General features: G+C 71.3%; 19 protein-coding genes. 18 read left to right on the top strand and 1 reads right to left on the bottom strand.

All coding sequences use genetic code 11. The features are described 5' to 3' along the window. Positions 1-39: 39 nt before the first annotated feature. The 16 genes from mpaB (at position 40) to ACGFNK_RS29175 (ending at position 14827) form a co-directional block, all read left to right on the top strand. Positions 40-1110 (top strand): daptide biosynthesis RiPP recognition protein, encoded by a 1071-nt coding sequence (gene mpaB, locus ACGFNK_RS29250; protein WP_393420631.1) that lies wholly within the window; start codon positions 40-42, stop codon positions 1108-1110. Beyond that, positions 1110-1934, top strand: coding sequence for a daptide-type RiPP biosynthesis methyltransferase (mpaM, locus tag ACGFNK_RS29245; RefSeq protein ID WP_393420629.1), 825 nt, complete (start codon positions 1110-1112; stop codon positions 1932-1934). The genes mpaB and mpaM overlap by 1 nt, the downstream gene beginning before the upstream one ends. Further along, entirely contained in the window at positions 1934-3235 is a 1302-nt protein-coding gene (gene mpaD, locus ACGFNK_RS29240; protein ID WP_393420627.1) for a daptide-type RiPP biosynthesis aminotransferase, read from the top strand. The genes mpaM and mpaD overlap by 1 nt, the downstream gene beginning before the upstream one ends. Continuing rightward, entirely contained in the window at positions 3232-4434 is a 1203-nt protein-coding gene (mpaC, locus tag ACGFNK_RS29235; RefSeq protein ID WP_393420625.1) for a daptide-type RiPP biosynthesis dehydogenase, read from the top strand. Before mpaD ends, mpaC begins: the two co-directional genes overlap by 4 nt. Before the next feature lie 100 nt (positions 4435-4534). Next, a complete protein-coding gene (locus ACGFNK_RS29230; protein ID WP_393420623.1) occupies positions 4535-4681 on the top strand; it encodes a daptide-type RiPP in 147 nt (48 codons plus the stop codon). 118 nt (positions 4682-4799) lie between these two features. Then, positions 4800-4946, top strand: a complete 147-nt coding sequence (locus tag ACGFNK_RS29225) for a daptide-type RiPP (protein WP_393420621.1) — start codon at positions 4800-4802, stop codon at positions 4944-4946. 51 nt (positions 4947-4997) lie between these two features. After that, positions 4998-5141, top strand: coding sequence for a daptide-type RiPP (locus ACGFNK_RS29220; RefSeq protein WP_393420619.1), 144 nt, complete (start codon positions 4998-5000; stop codon positions 5139-5141). A gap of 62 nt (positions 5142-5203) precedes the next feature. Next, the gene (locus tag ACGFNK_RS29215; protein WP_393420619.1) at positions 5204-5347 is read left to right on the top strand and encodes a daptide-type RiPP; all 144 of its coding nucleotides are present in this window, start codon (positions 5204-5206) and stop codon (positions 5345-5347) included. Between the two features lie 155 nt (positions 5348-5502). Continuing rightward, positions 5503-6300, top strand: a complete 798-nt coding sequence (locus ACGFNK_RS29210) for an ABC transporter ATP-binding protein (RefSeq protein ID WP_393420617.1) — start codon at positions 5503-5505, stop codon at positions 6298-6300. Continuing rightward, positions 6293-7033 (top strand): ABC transporter permease, encoded by a 741-nt coding sequence (locus tag ACGFNK_RS29205; RefSeq protein WP_393420615.1) that lies wholly within the window; start codon positions 6293-6295, stop codon positions 7031-7033. Before ACGFNK_RS29210 ends, ACGFNK_RS29205 begins: the two co-directional genes overlap by 8 nt. Before the next feature lie 168 nt (positions 7034-7201). Further along, positions 7202-8848 (top strand): daptide biosynthesis intramembrane metalloprotease, encoded by a 1647-nt coding sequence (gene mpaP / locus ACGFNK_RS29200; RefSeq protein WP_393420613.1) that lies wholly within the window; start codon positions 7202-7204, stop codon positions 8846-8848. A 46-nt stretch (positions 8849-8894) separates the two neighbouring features. Further along, complete coding sequence (gene lanKC / locus ACGFNK_RS29195) at positions 8895-11618, top strand: class III lanthionine synthetase LanKC (RefSeq protein ID WP_393420611.1); 2724 nt, start codon at positions 8895-8897, stop codon at positions 11616-11618. Positions 11619-11705: 87 nt separating this feature from the next. Continuing rightward, the gene (locus ACGFNK_RS29190) at positions 11706-11954 is read left to right on the top strand and encodes a hypothetical protein (protein WP_393420609.1); all 249 of its coding nucleotides are present in this window, start codon (positions 11706-11708) and stop codon (positions 11952-11954) included. A 292-nt stretch (positions 11955-12246) separates the two neighbouring features. Continuing rightward, positions 12247-12732 carry a MarR family winged helix-turn-helix transcriptional regulator gene (locus ACGFNK_RS29185; RefSeq protein WP_386354375.1) on the top strand — a complete coding sequence of 162 codons (486 nt, stop codon included), beginning with the start codon at positions 12247-12249 and terminating at the stop codon, positions 12730-12732. Between the two features lie 97 nt (positions 12733-12829). Beyond that, on the top strand, positions 12830-14323 hold the full coding sequence (locus ACGFNK_RS29180; RefSeq protein WP_393420607.1) for an MFS transporter: 1494 nt from the start codon (positions 12830-12832) through the stop codon (positions 14321-14323). Between the two features lie 48 nt (positions 14324-14371). Further along, positions 14372-14827, top strand: a complete 456-nt coding sequence (locus tag ACGFNK_RS29175) for a pyridoxamine 5'-phosphate oxidase family protein (RefSeq protein WP_393420605.1) — start codon at positions 14372-14374, stop codon at positions 14825-14827. A gap of 186 nt (positions 14828-15013) precedes the next feature. On the opposite strand, the gene ACGFNK_RS29170 is transcribed toward ACGFNK_RS29175, so the two are convergent. Further along, entirely contained in the window at positions 15014-15415 is a 402-nt protein-coding gene (locus tag ACGFNK_RS29170) for a DUF4234 domain-containing protein (protein WP_393420604.1), read from the bottom strand. Between the two features lie 395 nt (positions 15416-15810). Here ACGFNK_RS29170 and ACGFNK_RS29165 point away from each other — a divergent pair, with 395 nt between their 5' ends. Beyond that, the gene (locus ACGFNK_RS29165; protein ID WP_386354423.1) at positions 15811-16770 is read left to right on the top strand and encodes an ATP-binding cassette domain-containing protein; all 960 of its coding nucleotides are present in this window, start codon (positions 15811-15813) and stop codon (positions 16768-16770) included. Between the two features lie 47 nt (positions 16771-16817). Then, positions 16818-17633 (top strand): ABC transporter permease, encoded by an 816-nt coding sequence (locus tag ACGFNK_RS29160; protein WP_393420602.1) that lies wholly within the window; start codon positions 16818-16820, stop codon positions 17631-17633. Positions 17634-17665 lie beyond the last annotated feature (32 nt).

Raw genomic sequence — 17665 nt, 5'->3', positions numbered from 1 at the left:
CTGCCGTCGGCTCGTCACGCTCTCACGTTAGGCATGCTCATGACATATAGATCCGTCAAGGCCCACGCCTTGCAGTGGGGCACGGGACGCCCCGTGGCCGCCCTCGCCCCCCGTCCGCCGTACACCTCGACCGTCGTCCTGGAGGACGCAGCCCACCTCGACGCCCTGCTCGGTTCGGGTGTGGCCGGTCCCGGCACCATGGTCCTCGTCCCGGGTGACGAGCCGAGCGCCGAGCCCGTGCGTCACGAGGCGACCGGTGCGGAGGTCATCACCTGGCAGGGCTCGCTCGGCGAGCCCGGCGCGGAGGCGGGGTTGCACCCCGACTTCTACCTCCAGGTGCAGGCCTACTCGATCACCCCGTATCTCTCGGTGCTGGGCCCAACGCTGGTCCGGATCGCCGAGGAGGCCGACTTCCAGGCATACCTCGACGACGCCGAACGGGCCCTGAACGAGGGTGAGTTCTCCGAATTTCTCACCCATCCCGCGGTACAGCTCGGGGACCTCTCCGCGCTGGGCGGCGAACACGAGGGCGACGGCCCCGGCCTGCGGCTGTACGTCGCCGCCGACGGCACCGTCAGCGTCTCTCCCAGCGGCGCCCCGCTCGGGCCCGTCGGTACCCCGCGCGACGAACTGCACCGTGCCTGGCGGGAGTCCGCCGACGCCCTTGGCGCACTGCCGGACAGTGCCTCCCGTACGGAGCGGCTGGCCGCCCGGCCCCGGATCGGCCGCTATCTGGCAGCCGTGGGCGCCATCAGGGAGGCCGTGACCCGCGGCATGGAACAGCCCCGCGTCTCCGGATTCGGCGGCCGCATGCTCTCCGCGCTGAACGACGTCGCCGACCCCCTCGACCAGTCCGCCACCGCCCCGCTGCTCCTCTGGAACGACGAACGCGCCCTGATCCACCACACCGTGGACCGCCGCACCGTCGCCCTCTCCCCCGACGCGGCCCTCGCCGCCGAGGCACTGCTGGTCACGGGCTCCGCGCAGGAGGCCGCCCGGTACGCCGCCCCGGACGCCGTCGACGCCGTCGCCGCCTACTTCGCCGGCATCGGACTGCCCCTCACCGAATCCGCGGAGCCTCGAACCGTCTCCGAGAAGGTGATCGTCTGATGGGCGCCATGCTGCTCAGCCCCGCCCTCGCGGGCACCCCGCTCACTGGCCGCGCCGCCGGGGCCGTCGCCGAACTCGGAGAACGGGCCGTCCTGTGCGACCTGTACGACGAGGCGGGCGCCCCCATCTACCACGACATCGCCGGCACCACCCCGCACGAGGTGCGCGAACTCCTCGCGGCCCTGCGCCGGCTGCCCGGCCCGGTACTGGATCTGGCGGCCGGCTCCGGCCGGCTGACCTTCCCCTTCCTCGGCCTCGGCCGCGAGGTCACCGCCCTGGAACTGTCCGGCGACATGATCGGGCTGCTCCGTGAACGGCTGGCCGCCGCCCCGCCCTCGCTGCGCGAGCGCTGCACGCCGGTCCAGGCCGACATGAGCGACTTCGCCCTCGGCCACCGTTTCGGAGCCGTCGTCCTCGGCACCACCTCGATCTCGCTGCTGCCGCCTGACGCCCGCCCCGGCCTCTACCACTGCGTACGGGAGCACCTCGCCCCCGGGGGACGCTTCCTGCTCACCACGGTCGAGGTCGATCCGGCTTCCGACGGCACGGACGAGTCCGAGATCCTCGCCGAGGGCCACAGCGGCCGTACCTACCGCATGATCGAGCAGTGGACCGCCGGAGCCAGCACCCGCGCGGTCACCATGATCCCGGCCGAGCCGCCCGCCGAGGGCTCCGTCACTGTCGCCACCACCACCATCGGTGTCCTGCCGGCACCGCAGCTCATCGCCGAGCTGGAGCAGGCCGGTTACGCCGTCCGCTCCCTCACCCCCGTCCCCGGCGGCGGACGCCACCACGACGTCCTGCTCGAAGCGGAGGCCCTGTGATGACCGAGACGACCATGACGACCCCGGCGGAAAGGACCGGCGCGCAGACCCACCCCGCGCTGTGGACCTCCCTCCTCCCCCCGTCCGCCCACGACGACGAGAGCATCTGTGCCGTCTCCGCACAGGGCATGCGCGTGCGCTTCGCCGACGGAACCGAACTCCTCGACGGCGACTCCGGGTTGTGGAACGCCAACCTCGGCCACGGCAACGAGAACATCGCCCGCGCCGCCTACGAAGCCCTCCGCGACGCCTCGTACCTGAGCATCTTCCGTTACGAGCACACCTACGCCCGGCGCGCCGCCGAGGCCCTGGTCGAACTCTGCGGCTCCGACCACTTCGCCCGGGTGCTGTTCTCGACCTCCGGGGGCGCCGCCAACGACCTGGTCATGAAGACGGCCCGGCACTACCACGCCCTCCGGGGGCAGCCCTCCCGCAAGCTCGTCGTCGGGCTCAGGGGCAGCTACCACGGCCTCACCTTCGGCGGGTTCGCCCTCACCGGGGAGAACCTCGGCCAGCAGGTGTACGGCGTCGACCAGCGCCTGGTCCGTCACGTCACCCCCAACGACCCTGGCGACATCGAGAAGTTGATGCGCGCCCAGGGCGGACAGGTGGCCGCCGTCGTGGTCGAGCCGGTGCTCGGCAGCGGAGCCGTACCCCTCACGGACGAGTACCTCGACACCCTGCTGAGACTGCGTGACCAGTACGGGTTCCTGCTCGCCGCCGACGAGGTCGCCACCGGATTCGGCCGCACCGGAGACATGTTCGCCTCCCAGCGCTGGAGCCGACGACCCGATCTGCTGGTCACCTCCAAGGGACTGACCAACGGGACCTGCGCCGCCGCGGCCGTGGTCGTCTCCCGCGAGATCGCCGACGTCTTCCGCGACGAGGACGCCACGCTCACCCACGGCGAGACGCAGGCGGGCACCCCGGTGACCTGTGCCGCGATCCTCGCCACCATCGAGGAGATGCGACGGCTGGACGCGGTGGCCCACGGCCGGCGTGCGGCCGAGGTCCTCGGCGCTGCTCTGGACCGGCTCGTCGCCGAGCACCCTCTGTTCGACTCCGCCGACGGCCTCGGGCTCTTCCGGTCCCTGCGGATCCGTACCGCCGACGGCGAAGTCCTGCCGCAGGCAGAGGTCCTCGGCCAGATCGCCGCCATCCGCAAAGCGGGCGCGATCGTCCACGCGGGCATCCACGGTGTGCAGCTCATGCCGCCGCTCACTGCGACCGACGCCGAGATCCAGGAACTGATCGAGGCCGTGCGCACCGGTGTCGAGCAGTTCGCGGGAGGCATCCGGTGAACATCGCCTGGTCCGGTTCCACCCGGCTGCTGATCGGCTCCGCGGGACTCGCCGACTGGCTGGACGACTTCGAGGACGCCCGGGGGACCGTCGGTTCCGCCGACACCGCCCTGCTGCTCGACCCGGCCGTTACCGAGAGCCCTGTCACCGCCCTGGTGACCGAGGAACTGGACCGGGCGGGCCACACCATCCGGCGCATCGTCCCCGAAGGTGACGGCGGCCCGGACGAGATCCTCGCCCTGGCCGACGCCACCGCCGACGCCGACCTGATCGCCGTCGTCGGCGGAGGATCCGTGATCGACCGGGCGAAGTTGCTCGCGGTCGCTCACGAGGACCCGCGGGCCCGTGCCGACCTGCGCACCACCGGCCGCAGCGGACTGCTGACCCTCGACCCGCGCACCCGCCGGGCCCGGCCCCTGCTGGCGGTGCCCACCACCATCGGCACCGGCGCCGAACTCAGCCGGGTCGCCTGCCTCCCGCACAACAGCGGCAAACGGCTCGTGATGAGCGACGCGCTGGCACCGGACGCGGCCCTGCTCGATCCCGCGGCAACCGAGACACTGCCGGCGGAACTCCTGGTCGAAGGCGTGCTGGAAGCCCTCTTCCGCACCGTCGGACCCTACGTCGGCAACCTCCTGGACCGTCCGGTCGAGGACGCCCTCGCGGAGACGGCGGCGGTCCAACTGGCCCGGCTGGGCGGCGAGGCCGCCCGGCAGCTCGCGGCGGGACACACCCCCGACGCCGTACTGCGGACGGACCTCGCCCGGCTCAGCGGACTCACCCAGTCCACCTGGCTCTCGTACGGCCGCGACCTGTTCAGCACCGAGGGCTGGATGATCGCGAACGAGCTGTCCAGCGCGCTCGGCACCCGCAAGATGACCGCGGTGGCGGCCCTCCTGCCGCACCTGTGGCAGGCGGTCCTCGCCGGAGACACCCGGCTCGGCTCCGCCCCCCGCCTACGGCGGATCTGGGACCTGCTGCGCTCGGCCGACAGCAGCGGCGACCCGCTGCCCGCCGAGCCGGCGGCAGGCATCACCGCCCTGATGGACCGCTGGGGCGTGGCACGGAACCTCACCCTCACGCCGCCGCTGCTCGAAACGGTGGCCCGCCGGACGGTACGCACCTGGGGTGCCGGGCTCCCGATGCTCGGCGGGCTGCGGGCAGCGGACGTGAGCGCCCTGCTCAACGCGGCCGCCTGAGCCGGCCCGACCCGCTCCACCACACAGACTTCCGCGCCGGCCCGGCGCGGGGAACGCACCACCTCTCGGCACTCAGCCGACCCGACGAAGGAGAAATGTCATGAACGAGAAGTTCGAGAACGCGGCCGTCGACGCGGACAGCCTGGAGCTCGGTCTGCAGGAGCTCGAGGTCATGGAGGCCCCGGGCTGGTGGACCACCGGCGGTGTCGTCGTCGGCGTGTCCCTCGTCTCCGTGGTCCTCACCTGATCCCACCTGGTCCTCACCGGATCCGACCGGTCCCACCTGGTCCTCACCGGATCCGACCGGTCCCACCTGGTCAGCGCCCAACCCCACAACACACCACCCCTCACGAGAGGAAGCCGCCATGAACGAGCGCTTCGAGAACGTCACGAACGACCTGGACAACCTGGAGCTCGGCCTGCAGGAGCTGGAGGCCATGGAGGCCCCGGGCTGGTGGACCACCGGTGGCGTCGTCGTCGGCATCTCCATCGTCTCCATCGTCGCCACCTGATCCACCCGGATCAGCCGGCCACCCAAACCCCATCTACGAAAGGAAATCGCCATGAACGAGAAGTTCGAGACCGTCGCGGTCGACACGGACAGCCTGGAGCTCGGCCTGCAGGAGCTGGAGGCCCTCGAGGCCCCCGGTTTCTGGGAGGGCGTCTCCATCGGCATCGCGATCAGCACGGTCACCATCGCCACCTGATCCACCCGGATCACCGGCTCCTCACCTCACCTCAACGCACCACCCGACGAAGGGAAATCACCATGAACGAGAAGTTCGAGACCGTCGCGGTCGACACGGACAGCCTGGAGCTCGGCCTGCAGGAGCTGGAGGCCCTCGAGGCCCCGGGCTTCTGGGAGGGCGTCTCCATCGGCATCGCGATCAGCACGGTCACCATCGCCACCTGATCCACCCCCCGGCACCCGCCGGGACGGATCGAGTGGATCGGGCCCGGCCGGGAGAACTCCCGGCCGGGGCCCGGCCCTCGGCCCTGACCCCTCCCCCCACGCACCACCAGAACTTCCGGAGCACCACATGACCCGACATGACAGGAGCGGCAGCGATGACCACGAATGACACCGCCGTCTCGCTGAGCGGCCTCACCAAGACATACAAGGGCGTCACCGCGGTCGACGACCTGAGCGTCGACATCCGCGCCGGTCGCGTCACCGGTCTGCTGGGCCGCAACGGAGCCGGCAAGACCACCACCCTGCGGATGCTCCTGGGACTGGCCACCCCGACCACCGGTACCGCCACCATCCTCGGCAAGCCGTACGCCGAACTGCCCGACGCGGCCCACCGGGTCGGCGTCAGCATGGACGGCATGGGCGGCATCCCCGGCGCCACCGTTCGCGGCGAACTCCGCATCTGGTGCACCGTGCTCGGGCTCCCCGCCACCCGCGCCGACGAGGTCATGGAGATCACCGGGATCGCCGACGCCGCAACCCGTCCGGTCAAGGGGTGCTCGACCGGTATGCGCCAGCGCCTGGCCCTGGCCGCCGCGCTGCTCGCCGACCCCGAGGTGCTCGTCCTCGACGAGCCGGCCAACGGTCTGGACCCGGACGGCATCCGCTGGCTGCGCGACACCCTGCGCGCCCTGGCCGGAGAGGGCCGCACGGTCCTGGTCTCCAGCCACCAGCTCGCCGAGTTGGAGCAGACCGTCGACGACGTGGTGATCATGCAGCGCACGCTGCGGTACGCGGGCACACTCGCCGACCTCACCGGTTACGGCGCCACCCGCCTGGAGGACCGCTTCTTCGAGCTGGTCGACCCCGCCGCTACGGCCCCTGCGTCCCGCACCTCCACCACCGCGGCTCCGACCGCGGCCCGCACTCCGGAAAGGATCACGTCCCGTGCGTAACCTCGTCGCCGGTGAAGCCCGCAAGGCCCTGACCGGACGCCTCTGGTGGTACCTGCCGCTCGCCGGCGCGTGGCTCTGCCTGATCACCACCTTCGGATACGTCTCCGAAGGCGAGACGGCCCTCGCGTCCGGCTCCAGCGCTCTCGCCGTCGGCCAGGACGTCGCTCGCGCCTGGATGATGATGTTCCTGCTGGCCGCCGTCTTCGGGGCAGTCGCCGTCACCCGCGACTACGGCTCCGGGACGATGGTCCGCTCCGTCCTGCTGGCCGGCTCACGGACCCGCCTCTTCAGCGCCAAGCTGATCGTCGCGACCGGCGCCGGCGCCCTGTTCGGCCTGTTCGCCGCGGCGCTCGGCACCGCCAGCGTCTACCTCGCCCCGAGGCCGTTCGGCTTCGAGGCCGCCGCGGACGGCGAGACCGCCCTGATCCTCTTCGGAGTCTTCGCCTGCTGCACGCTGGCCGGCCCCTGGGGCGCGCTCGTCGGCTGGATCGTACGCAACCAGACCGCTGCCGTGGTCACGCTGCTCGGCCTCACCCTCCTCGTCGACCCGGGGCTGCAGCGCATCGCGCCCGACGCGGCCAAGTACCTGCTCACCATCGCGATGAGCTCGGTCTACCGCGACGTGAAGCCCGACCTGCTCTCGCTGCCCATCGCGTACGCCGTGATCGCCGCCTGGCTGGCCGCCGCCTTCTTCGTCGGCCGCCGCCTGGTCCGTACCCGCGACATCGCCTGACCGTCCGCCACCGCGCGGACATCGCACGCCGGTGCCGCGGCCGGTCTCCCTCGCCGGGCCCGCCGCGCGTGCCGCCCGCCTCCCGTGTGTGGCCGCCCGCCGGTCCGCCGCCCGTGGCGTGTCCGCCGCTGCCGTGTCCGCCGTCCGCCGATCCGAGGTGCTCCCACCATGCCCGCAACCAAGACCGCCGCCGCACCCGACCTGGAGCGGCCCCGTACCGCCGGCGACGTCGCCGTGCACGAGCCGCTCACCGACGGCGCCCCCTGGGTGATCCAGCGCGGCGAGCACCAGCACTTCCGCACCAGCGAGAACCTGGCCCGGCTGGTCCGCCTCCTCGACGGCAGTCGCGACCACGACCAGCTCGCCGCCGACCTCGGCCGGCCCTGGACGCCGGACCACGTCGACCGCGCGATCCGCAACCTCGCCGACTCCCAACTGCTCGACGACGGCAGGCCCGCCCAGCGCGTGCGCCGGGTCCGCTTCGCCGGGCCGCTGACCATCCAGTTCACCCTGCTCAAGCCGGAGCGAATGCTCCGCCGTCTCACCCCGCTGATCCGGCCGCTCGCCCACCGCGCGGTCCTCGCCGGTGCGGCGGCCGTCATCCTGCTCGGTGTTCTGGCCCTCGCCGCTTCCGGTCCCACCCTCGGAGCGGCCCTCAGCCGCCCGATGCCGCTGTGGTCGTACGCCGCGGTGATGCTCGGCGTCCTGCTCACCACCGCCGTCCACGAGATCGCGCACGGCGCGGTCCTCACCCACCACGGCGGCCGGCCCAGCCGGATGGGCTTCATGCTCTTCTACATGTCGCCGGCCTTCTTCTGCGACGTGTCCGACGGCTGGCGGCTGCCCAGCCCCCGCCAGCGCGTCCAGGTCGCCCTCGCCGGCATCGCCGTACAGGCCGTGGCCGCCGGGTCCGCCGCCCTCGCAGCGCTCCTCGTGCCCGCCGGACCGCCGCGCGACACCCTGCTGCTCGTCGCCCTCGTCAACTACATGACCTGCGCGGTCAATCTGCTGCCGCTGGTGAAGCTGGACGGCTACATCGCGCTGATGAGCCACCTCGACATATCCCACCTGCGGGAGAAGGCCATGACCGACGCCCGCCGGTTCGTCGCCCGGCTGCTGTTCGGCGGCCGTGACTACGGGCGTGAACTGTCCGGGCGCCGCTGGGCCGTTCCATACGGGATCGCCTGCCTGCTCTTCCCGCTGTACCTGGTGTCGACCGCCCTGACCCTGTGGTCCTCGATCCTCCAGCGGCTGGGCATCGCCGGATCGGTGCTGATGGTATGCGGTCTCGGATACCTGCTGTGGCGGCTCGGCAAGGGCACCGCCACCCTGGTCAAGGACGCTCTCCGGGCGGGCGCCCGTCCGCTCCGCATCGCAGCCGCCGGACTGCTCGCGGCGGTTTCGCTCGGCCTCGCCGCCACGCTCGTCCAGGTTCCCGCCACCGTCTCGGCCGGCTACACCACCAACAGCGACGGCAGCCTCAGCCTGCTGGTCCCCGAGGGCGGTGCCGGCTTCGAGCTCGAGGAGGGCACCCCGGTGACCCTGCGCCGCTCGGGCCTGTTCAGCCGCCCCGAGGTCGGCACGGCCCGGCTCGGCGAGCCCGTCGGTCACAAGACACTGGCGCCGCTGACCGCGATGCTCCCGGTCGACAACGACCGCCCGTGGCTCGCGATGCGGGCGTACCCACTGGAGCGCGGCGCCACGACGCCCGCCGCGAGCGGTCCCGACGGGACCGGCATCGCCGAGGTGCGGGCCGGAGACCACCCGCTGTGGAAGTGGTTCGCGGTCTCCTACCTCGGCCCGCTTCTCCCCTGAACTTCCACTCCCCGACTTCTGGTACGCCGCCCCGGAGGACCCCGCCATGTCCCTGCGCCATGTTGCCCACTGCCCGCCGGGCACCCCCTTCTACGACCGCCCCGCCGCCGTCACCGGTGAGGAGGTCTTCCCCCTCGCGGCGGCCGAACCGCCCGCCGGCTGGACGCGTACGGCCATGGGCGAGTGGACCGTACTGACGCCCGCGGATCCCCAACTCCCCACACAGGGCTGGAAGATCCACGTCTCGGCGACCACCGACAGCGCGCCCGAGGTGCTGGACGCCGTCCGCGACTACTGCTTCCGGCGGTCGCTGCTGTTCAAGTTCCTCACCAGCCCCGGGATGCTGATGCTGCGCAACAGCAAGTACGGGGACCGGGGGAGCAGCGGCAAGTTCATCACCGTCTACCCCCAGGACGACGCCGAACTCCACTGTGTGCTGGAGGAGTTGGACGCCCTTGTCGGCGGCCGTCCGGGTCCCGCCATCCTCAGCGACCTGCGCTGGCGCCGCGGTCCGCTGTACGTCCGCTACGGCGGCTTCACGCTCCGTATGGGCCGCGGCCCGTCGGGCGAGTCCGTCCCCTGCATCGAGGACCCGGACGGCAACCTCGTCCCCGACGTACGCGGCCCCGCCTTCCGTCCCCCGGCGTGGGTGCGGCTGCCGCCGTTCATCGCGCAGGCACTGGCCGACCGCAACAAGGGCGGCGGGCTCGGCTCCTTCCCCTTCAAGATCACGCAGGCGCTGCACTTCTCCAACGGCGGCGGCGTCTACCGGGCCACCGACACCCGCGACGGCCGGCCGGTGCTCGTCAAGGAGGGCCGGCCGCACGCCGGCCTGGACGACACCGGCGCCGACGCGGTCGCCCGGCTCCGCCATGAGCACGACGCGCTGGCCGCACTCGACGGACTCCCCGCGTTCCCGCGCGTCCTGGACTGGCGCAAGGGCAACGAACACTGGTTCCTGACGCGGGAGTACGTGGACGGCGAGCCGCTCGGCAAGGAGGTGACCGCCCGCAATCCGCTGGTCCACGCCGTGACCGCGAGGCAGACCGCGATGCCCGTCGCCGAGTACACGCGCTGGGCGCTGGACGTCCTCGACCAGATCGAGGCCGCCGTCACCTCCATGCACGAACGCGACCTGGTCTTCGGTGACCTGCACCCCAACAACGTCCTGATACGCCCCGACGGCAGTGTCGCCTTCATCGACCTGGAGACCACCCGCCCCGTCGGCGGCCACACCGGTCAGGCCATCGGCGCCCCCGGTTTCGCCGCCCCCGCAGGCACCACCGGTCCGGCCGTCGACCGCTACGCTCTCGGCTGCCTCCGCCTCAGCACCTTCCTCCCCCTGACGGCGCTGCTGTCGTGGGCACCCCAGAGGGCCGAGGAACTGATCGCCCGGATCATGGAAAACTTTCCGGTGCCGGAGGCGTTCGGAGCGCAGGTGCGCGCGGATCTGAGCCCTGAGACCAGGGTATTCGGGACACCCGTGGCACCCGCGGCAGCGGCCCCACGCAGGGAGTCCGGAGCATTCGCAGCATCGGCGCCCGCGGCCCTCGCGACACTCGGGAAGTCCGGGCTGTCTGCGGGATCTGCGGCACCCGTGGACGGCCCGCTGGTTTCCGTCGGGCGGATCAGTGCGGGCGTGCTTGCCTCCGCCACGCCCGAGCGGACGGATCGTCTCTTCCCCGGTGACGCCGACCAGTTCAGCCATCCGGACGGCGGTCTGAACATCGCCAACGGCGCGGCGGGAGTGCTGTGGGCGCTGCACGGCGCGGGGGTCGAAGTGCCCGAGCCGCACGTCGACTGGCTGGCCGGAGCCGCCCGCCGGTTGGACACCGCCCGCCCCGGGCTCTACGACGGGCTGGCCGGAATCGCCTGTGTCCTGCACGACCTGGGCCGCCCCGACGAGGCCGCCGAACTGCTGGATCGCGCCCTCGCCCGACCCCGCGAACACCACCGGGACGGCAGCCCCGACCACAGCCTCGCGGCCGGCACGGCAGGGCTCGGCATGGCGCTGCTCCACCTCGCCGACCGCCGCGGCGACGACTCCCTGGCCCGGGAGGCACACCGGCTCGCCGACGAACTGACCGCCCGGCTCACCGCTGACGCATCGTCAGAGGTATCGCTCGATCCGGCGTCCGGCCGACGTCCCGGTCTGCTGCGCGGCGGTTCGGGCGAGGCACTCTTCCTTCTCACCGCCCACGGCCCGGACCACGACCTGCTCGACGCCGCCCATGCGGCCCTCACCCACGACCTGCTGATCTCCGGCCGGCTGCCCGGCGGGCCGAAGACCCCGCCGCCGGCACCCTGGCACGGGCACCAACTGGCGTACGGTGGAGCGGGCCAGGCCATCGCGGTCCATGCCTTCCTGGCCCATCGCCGGGACCCGAGGCTCACCGCCGTGCAGGACGCCCTGCTGACCGATCTGACCTCGGAGTTCCATCCGGCCTGCGGCCTGTTCACCGGCAAGGCGGGCGCGCTCGCGGCTCTGGTCCACACCGACGACGGCTCGGACGCGACCCGACGGGCGATCCGTGCCCTGACCGCCGGCCTGGACCTGTTCGCGGTGGAGCAGGAGGGCGGGGCCACCGGTTTCCTCGGCGACCACCTGCTCCGGCTGTCCACGGACCTCGCCACCGGCTCCGCGGGAGTCCTGGCCGCACTGACCGCGGCCCGCACCGGAACCGGCGCCCTGCCCTGCGTACCGTTGACGCCGGGCGCTCCGTCCGAGCTCACCGGGCCGGACGCGATCCCGGCCGTGGCCAGCCGGTGACCGCTCCGGCGCCTCCGCCACCCCCGTCCCACCATTGACCGCTGTGTCACCGGCCGTGCGCCGGCACAGCCCGACCCCGGAGTTCTCATGCCCACGCAGTTACTGGTCAGCATCCGCAAGACGGAGGAGGCTCTGCCCTCGGCGGCACCGGAGACCGCGGTCGTCCGCCTCGTCTCCGTACTGCCCGGGAACTGGGTGGTGAGACCGACCAGCACGACGACGAGCACCGCCACCTTGGCCGTCACGGCTCCGAGCGACACTCCGGAACCCCAGGCCCTGCGTACGGTGGACGAGGCCCTCTCCACTCCCCCCATGCGGGGCTGGATCCGCGGCTGAGCCCCGACGTGCCGGGCAAGCGTACGGTGTCCTGAACGACAGGTCAGGCACCTACTCACGTGAGTAGGTGCCTGACCTGTTTTGTCTGCGTGACTACCGCTCCGGATCCCACTTGAAGATGCCGTCCACGACCACGGCGCCGGTCTGGACCACGGGCCGGATCCGCTTCCGGTAGACCTCCTCGGTCACAGCCGTACCGGAAAGGCCGACGAGCCGGGAGATCTCGTCAAGCGGCCATTAAGGTCTCTTCTGGATAATCCGCCTCGGATCGATCTGCTCTACGCTGGCAGGTATGACCGCCATGACGCCCGCGCGCATCGAACCGGACCTGTCATTCCTCCTCGACCGCACCAGTCACGTCCTGCGGAGCAAGATGTCCGCCGCCCTCGCCGAGATCGGCCTGACCGCCCGCATGCACTGTGTGCTCGTCCACGCCCTGGAGGAGGAGCGCACCCAGGTCCAGCTCGCCGAGATCGGCGACATGGACAAGACCACGATGGTGGTGACGGTGGACGCCCTGGAGAAGGCGGGTCTGGCCGAGCGCCGCCCCTCCAGTACGGACCGGCGGGCCCGGATCATCGCCGTCACCGACGAGGGTGCCCGCGTCGCCAGGCAGAGCCAGAAGATCGTCGACCAAGTACATCGCGACGCCCTGGTCACGCTTCCCGAGGGGGACAGGGAGGCTCTCCTGCGGGCCCTGAATCGCCTGGTCGACGACGGTCTGGCGACTCCTGTCGAGGCCCCGCGCACCGCCCGCCGGGCGCGCCAGTCCAGGTAGGCGGGGAGCGGGGTCAAAGCAATCCCGAAAAAAATAGTCTGCAACGAAACTATCTGTTACGGTCTCTCCTGTCGCCTCAACTGACAGGAGAGATCGCATGTTTGCCGCATCCGACTCCGCGTCGTCGCCCGCTTCTCCCGCCGCCCTTCGCTCACGCCGGCTCGCCCTCGGCGTCATCGCCGCCGGGATGCTGATGATCATCCTCGATGGCTCCATCGTGACCGTGGCGATGCCGGCCATCCAGAACGACCTGGGGTTCACTCCCGCCGGCCTCAGTTGGGTCGTCAACGCCTACCTCATCGCGTTCGGCAGCCTGCTCCTGCTGGCCGGCCGGCTCGGCGACCTGATCAGTCGCAGGCGCATGTTCCTGGCCGGCACCGCTGTCTTCACCGCCGCCTCGCTGCTGGCCGGCGTGGCCACCTCACCCGCCGTACTGATCGCCGCCCGCTTCCTCCAGGGCATCGGCAGCGCCATGGCCTCCGCCGTCAGCCTGGGCATCCTCGTGACGCTGTTCACCGAGCCCAGGGAGCGCGCCAAGGCCATCGCCGTCTTCAGCTTCACCGGCGCGGCGGGCGCGTCCATCGGCCAGGTCCTCGGCGGCGTACTCACCGACGCGCTCAACTGGCACTGGATCTTCTTCATCAACCTGCCGATCGGCATCGCCGCCCTCGCGATCGCCGTCCGCGTCCTGCCCGGTGACGTCGGTCTGGGCCTCAGGGCGGGCGCGGACGTCTTCGGCGCGGTTGTGGTCACCGCCGGTCTGATGCTCGGCATCTACACCGTCGTCAAGGTCGAGGAGTACGGCTGGACCTCGGGCCGCACCCTCGGCTTGGGCGCCCTCGCCGCCGTACTGCTCGCCGCGTTCCTCGTCCGTCAGGCCACCGCGAAGAACCCGCTGATGCCGCTGCGGATCTTCCGCTCACGCAGCGTCTCCGCCGCCAACCTGGTCCAGATCCTGATGGTCGCCGCGCTCTTCTCCTTCCAGATCCTCGTCGCCCTGTACCTCCAGAAGGTGCTCGGATACGGCGCCGCCGAGACCGGCCTCGCGATGCTCCCGGCAGCCGCCGTCATCGGTGCCGTCTCCCTGGGAGTCTCCGCGCGTCTCAACGGCCGCTTCGGTGAGCGCAACGTCCTGCTGGCGGGCATCGTGCTCCTCATCGGCGTCCTCGCCCTCCTCGCCCGCGTCCCCGTGCAGGCCAGTTACGCCGTCGACCTCCTTCCGGTCATGCTGCTCGCCGCGGGCTTCGGCCTCGCGCTGCCGGCGCTGACCACACTCGGTATGTCCGGCGCGAACGAGGAGGACGCCGGTCTCGCGTCCGGCCTGTTCAACACCACCCAGCAGATCGGCATGGCACTGGGCGTCGCGGTCCTGTCCACCCTGGCCGCCTCCCGCACCGAGAGCCTCGCGACGGAGGGCCGGACGACGGCCGAGGCACTGACCGGCGGCTACCGGCTCGCCTTCGCGGTGGGCGCGGGGCTGCTGGTCATCGCCTTCGCCGTCGCCTTCACGATGCTGCGCCGCCCCGAGCGCCAGGCCGCCCAGGAGGCGGCCACCGACACGCCGGCTCCCGCCCACACCGCAGCCGTCTGACCAGCCCTCACCCCCACCCACACCCCGACCGCCGAAAGGCTGATCCCCATGAGCGAGAACACCGCCACCGAGACCACCACCGGCACCGAGACCACCGGCACCACCAAGAACGACGGCCCGGCCCCCCGAGTGCTTACCGACCAGGAGCTCTCCCAGCTGCTGCGGCAGCAGCAGTTCGGCGTACTCGCGAGCGTCAGGAGCACCGGCCACCCGCACCTGTCGACCGTCCTCTACGACTGGAACGCCGAGGACCACGTACTGCGCGTCTCCTCCACCGCCGACCGCCTCAAGGTCCGCCAGCTGCGCCGCGACCCGCACACCTCACTGCACGTCAGCGGTCCGGACATCTGGTCGTTCGCCGTGGCGGAGGGCGAGGCGGAAATAGTGGACCCGGCCGACGGGGCGGCCCCCGGCGAGCAGCCGCTGCCCGACCGGCGCGTGGTGATCCTGATCCGGGTCTCCCGCCTGTACGGGACCGCCCTGGACATCCCCGCGCAGGACTGAGGACTCAGTACGTTCGCCGGATCGCGGAGGGATCGATGTCGCGCAGGGCTGAGCGGGGCTCCGTATCTGCCCCCACTACGACGGCTTCGCCTCCGCCGCCATCACCACCGGCGGCCGCGACCGGCACGGCAACCTGGGCATACGCTCCGTACTGAACGCCCTTCCAGAGCCGTGTTTCTGCACACGTCAAGCCGCAAGAGGCACCTGTTCGCCCTCTGCTGGGATCTGATAATGGGCCCAGATCTGGTTCAGCTCGTGTTGGTAGTAGAGCGGGTACAGACCGGCGACGATCATGAGGATGACCCCGATCCAGGGGTTGCAGGTCCGTTGCATCCCCGCCGACTGCTGCATACGGGCAATGCGCAGACCGGTGTTGTAGACCGATACGAACGGGGGAACGATCACCAGCCATCCGACCGTGAGGGCCAGAAGAGCCAACACCGGATTGACCTCGATCCGCTCATCAAAGTCCCGAGCTTCGCGATTCACCTTGTAATACCAGACCAGGTGGTAGATGCCCAGCGTGATCAGCGGCCAGATCAGCCAAACGAGAAAGATGTTGCGGGTCTTGCCGGCACGACCAGACATGACACACCTCCCATAAAGCCAGTGCATCACGACCAGCCGCAACGCGCGCGTCGTGCGCGTCGCGCGCGTCGTGCGCGTCGCGCGCGTCGTGCGCGTCGTGCGTCAGCAGCAGGGAGCCATTCCCTGACAGCCGCGAGAACGGTCTCGGTTGGGTCAAGGGCCTGATCCTCATTGAGGATCAGGCCCTTCCTGTGTCTCTGGTGATCACCACCGGCTCATTCGGCCCGGCACACGCTCCTGAGGAAGCGCGTGCCGGGCCTGTTCACCGAGTCCTCTGATACCGCCTGACAGCTGTCGGCGACCGCTGTCAGCGTGCGGGCCGCGGGCTGTCAGCGGGGCCCGGCATCGTCGTGGTCATCGAGAACGACGAAGGACCTGACGAGGAGTTGTTGAACATGGCGTACGCGATCCGGGCCGAGGGACTGGTCAAGAAGTACGGCGACTTCACCGCCCTGGACGGCGTCGACCTGGAGGTCCCGGCCGGCAAGGTCGTCGGCGTCCTGGGCCCCAACGGTGCCGGCAAGACCACCACCGTGCGCATCCTGGCGACGCTGCTGCGCCCCGACGCCGGACACGCCACCATCGGCGGCCACGACATCGTCAAGGACCCGGTCAAGGTCCGGCAGTTGATCGGGCTGACCGGTCAGTATGCCTCCGTGGACGAGACCCTGTCCGGCGCCGAGAACCTGGTGCTCATCGGGCGGCTGCTCGGCCTGTCCCGGCGTGATGCGAAGGCGCGGGCCGCCAAGCTCCTGGAGAACTTCTCCCTGACCGAGGCGGCCCGCAAGCCGATCGCCACCTTCTCCGGCGGCATGCGGCGGCGTCTGGACCTGGCCGCCTCCTTGGTCGGCCGGCCCCAGGTGCTCTACCTGGACGAGCCCACCACCGGCCTTGACCCGCACGCCCGGCAGGAAGTCTGGGATGTCGTACGGAAGTTGGTCGCGGACGGCTCCACGGTGCTGCTGACCACGCAGTACCTCGAAGAGGCCGACCAGCTCGCCGACTCCATCACCGTCTTCGACAAGGGCCGCAAGGTCGCCGAAGGCCGGCCCGGTGAGCTCAAGCGCCGCGTCGGCGGCCAGATCCTCCAGGTCCGGCCCGCCATGGCCGCCGATGTGCCGCGGGTCGCGCAGCTGGTCGCCGAGTTGTCCGGCCACTCCCCCGTGCAGGACTCCGGCGTGCTGACCGTCCCGGTCGACGACCCGCTGCTCGTCGCCGCGGTCGCCCGTCGCCTGGACGGCGCCGGCATCACCGCCGACGAGCTCGGCCTGCGGCTGCCCAGCCTGGACGAGGTCTTCCTCGCCCTGACCGGACACGCGCCTGCCGTCACCGACGAACAGCCAGTCGCCGTCTGATCCCCAGCTCCCCCGTTCCGCGCAGACTTTCCCGAGAGGACCCCGTCATGAGCACCCAGACCCTCAGCGCCCACGCCGAGCTCCCCAGCCGTATCAGCCTCGCGCAGACCGCCCGGCACAGCCTCGCCCTCGCCGGCCGCGGCGTCACCAAGTTCATGAAGTCGCCCATCCAGCTGGTCGATGTGATCCTCACCCCGATCATCAGCCTGCTGATGTTCGCCTACCTCTTCGGGGACGCCATGTCCGGCGGCGACATCGACGGTTACCTGCAGCTCATCACCCCGGGCGTCATGGTCATGGCCGTCTTCCAGGCCAGCGTCGGCATCGGCGCCTCGCTCAGCGCGGACGCCAGTACAGGGATCTTCGACCGGTTCCGCAGCATGCCGATCGCCCGATCCAGCCCTCTGATCGGCGCTGTGCTGGCGGACATCGTCCGCTATGTCGTCTGCCTGGGCACCCTGGTCGTCCTCGCCCTGGTCATGGGGTACCGCTTCGAGACCGGTCCGATCGCCTCACTCGCCGCGCTCGCCCTGCTGATCGGCTTCGCCCTCAGTTTCTCCTGGCTCTCGGTGTTCCTCGGCATGCTGATCAAGAACCCCGCCTCCGTGCAGGGCCTGATGACCATCCTGATCCTGCCGCTCACCTTCGCCAGCAACGTCTTCATCCCCACCGACAGCATGGCCGGCTGGCTCCAGGCCTGGTCCGACGTCAACCCCGTCTCCCTGGTGTCCGACGCGGTCCGCGGCCTGCTCAACGGCGGCGAGGTCGCCGGTCCCCTGGCCGGCAGCCTCGCCTGGATGGCCGGCGTGATCGCGGTCTTCTTCCCGCTGGCCCTGCGCGCCTACCGCAAGAACGCCGGATGATCCTCCGGTGACAAGCCCGGCCGGGCGGGGTC

This window comes from Streptomyces sp. NPDC048825 (genome assembly GCF_043198355.1).
GTDB classification, from domain to species: Bacteria; Actinomycetota; Actinomycetes; order Streptomycetales; family Streptomycetaceae; genus Streptomyces; species Streptomyces xiangluensis.
The sequence above is the reverse complement of the archived record's forward strand: the minus strand, read 5'-3'. Positions and strand labels throughout refer to the sequence as shown.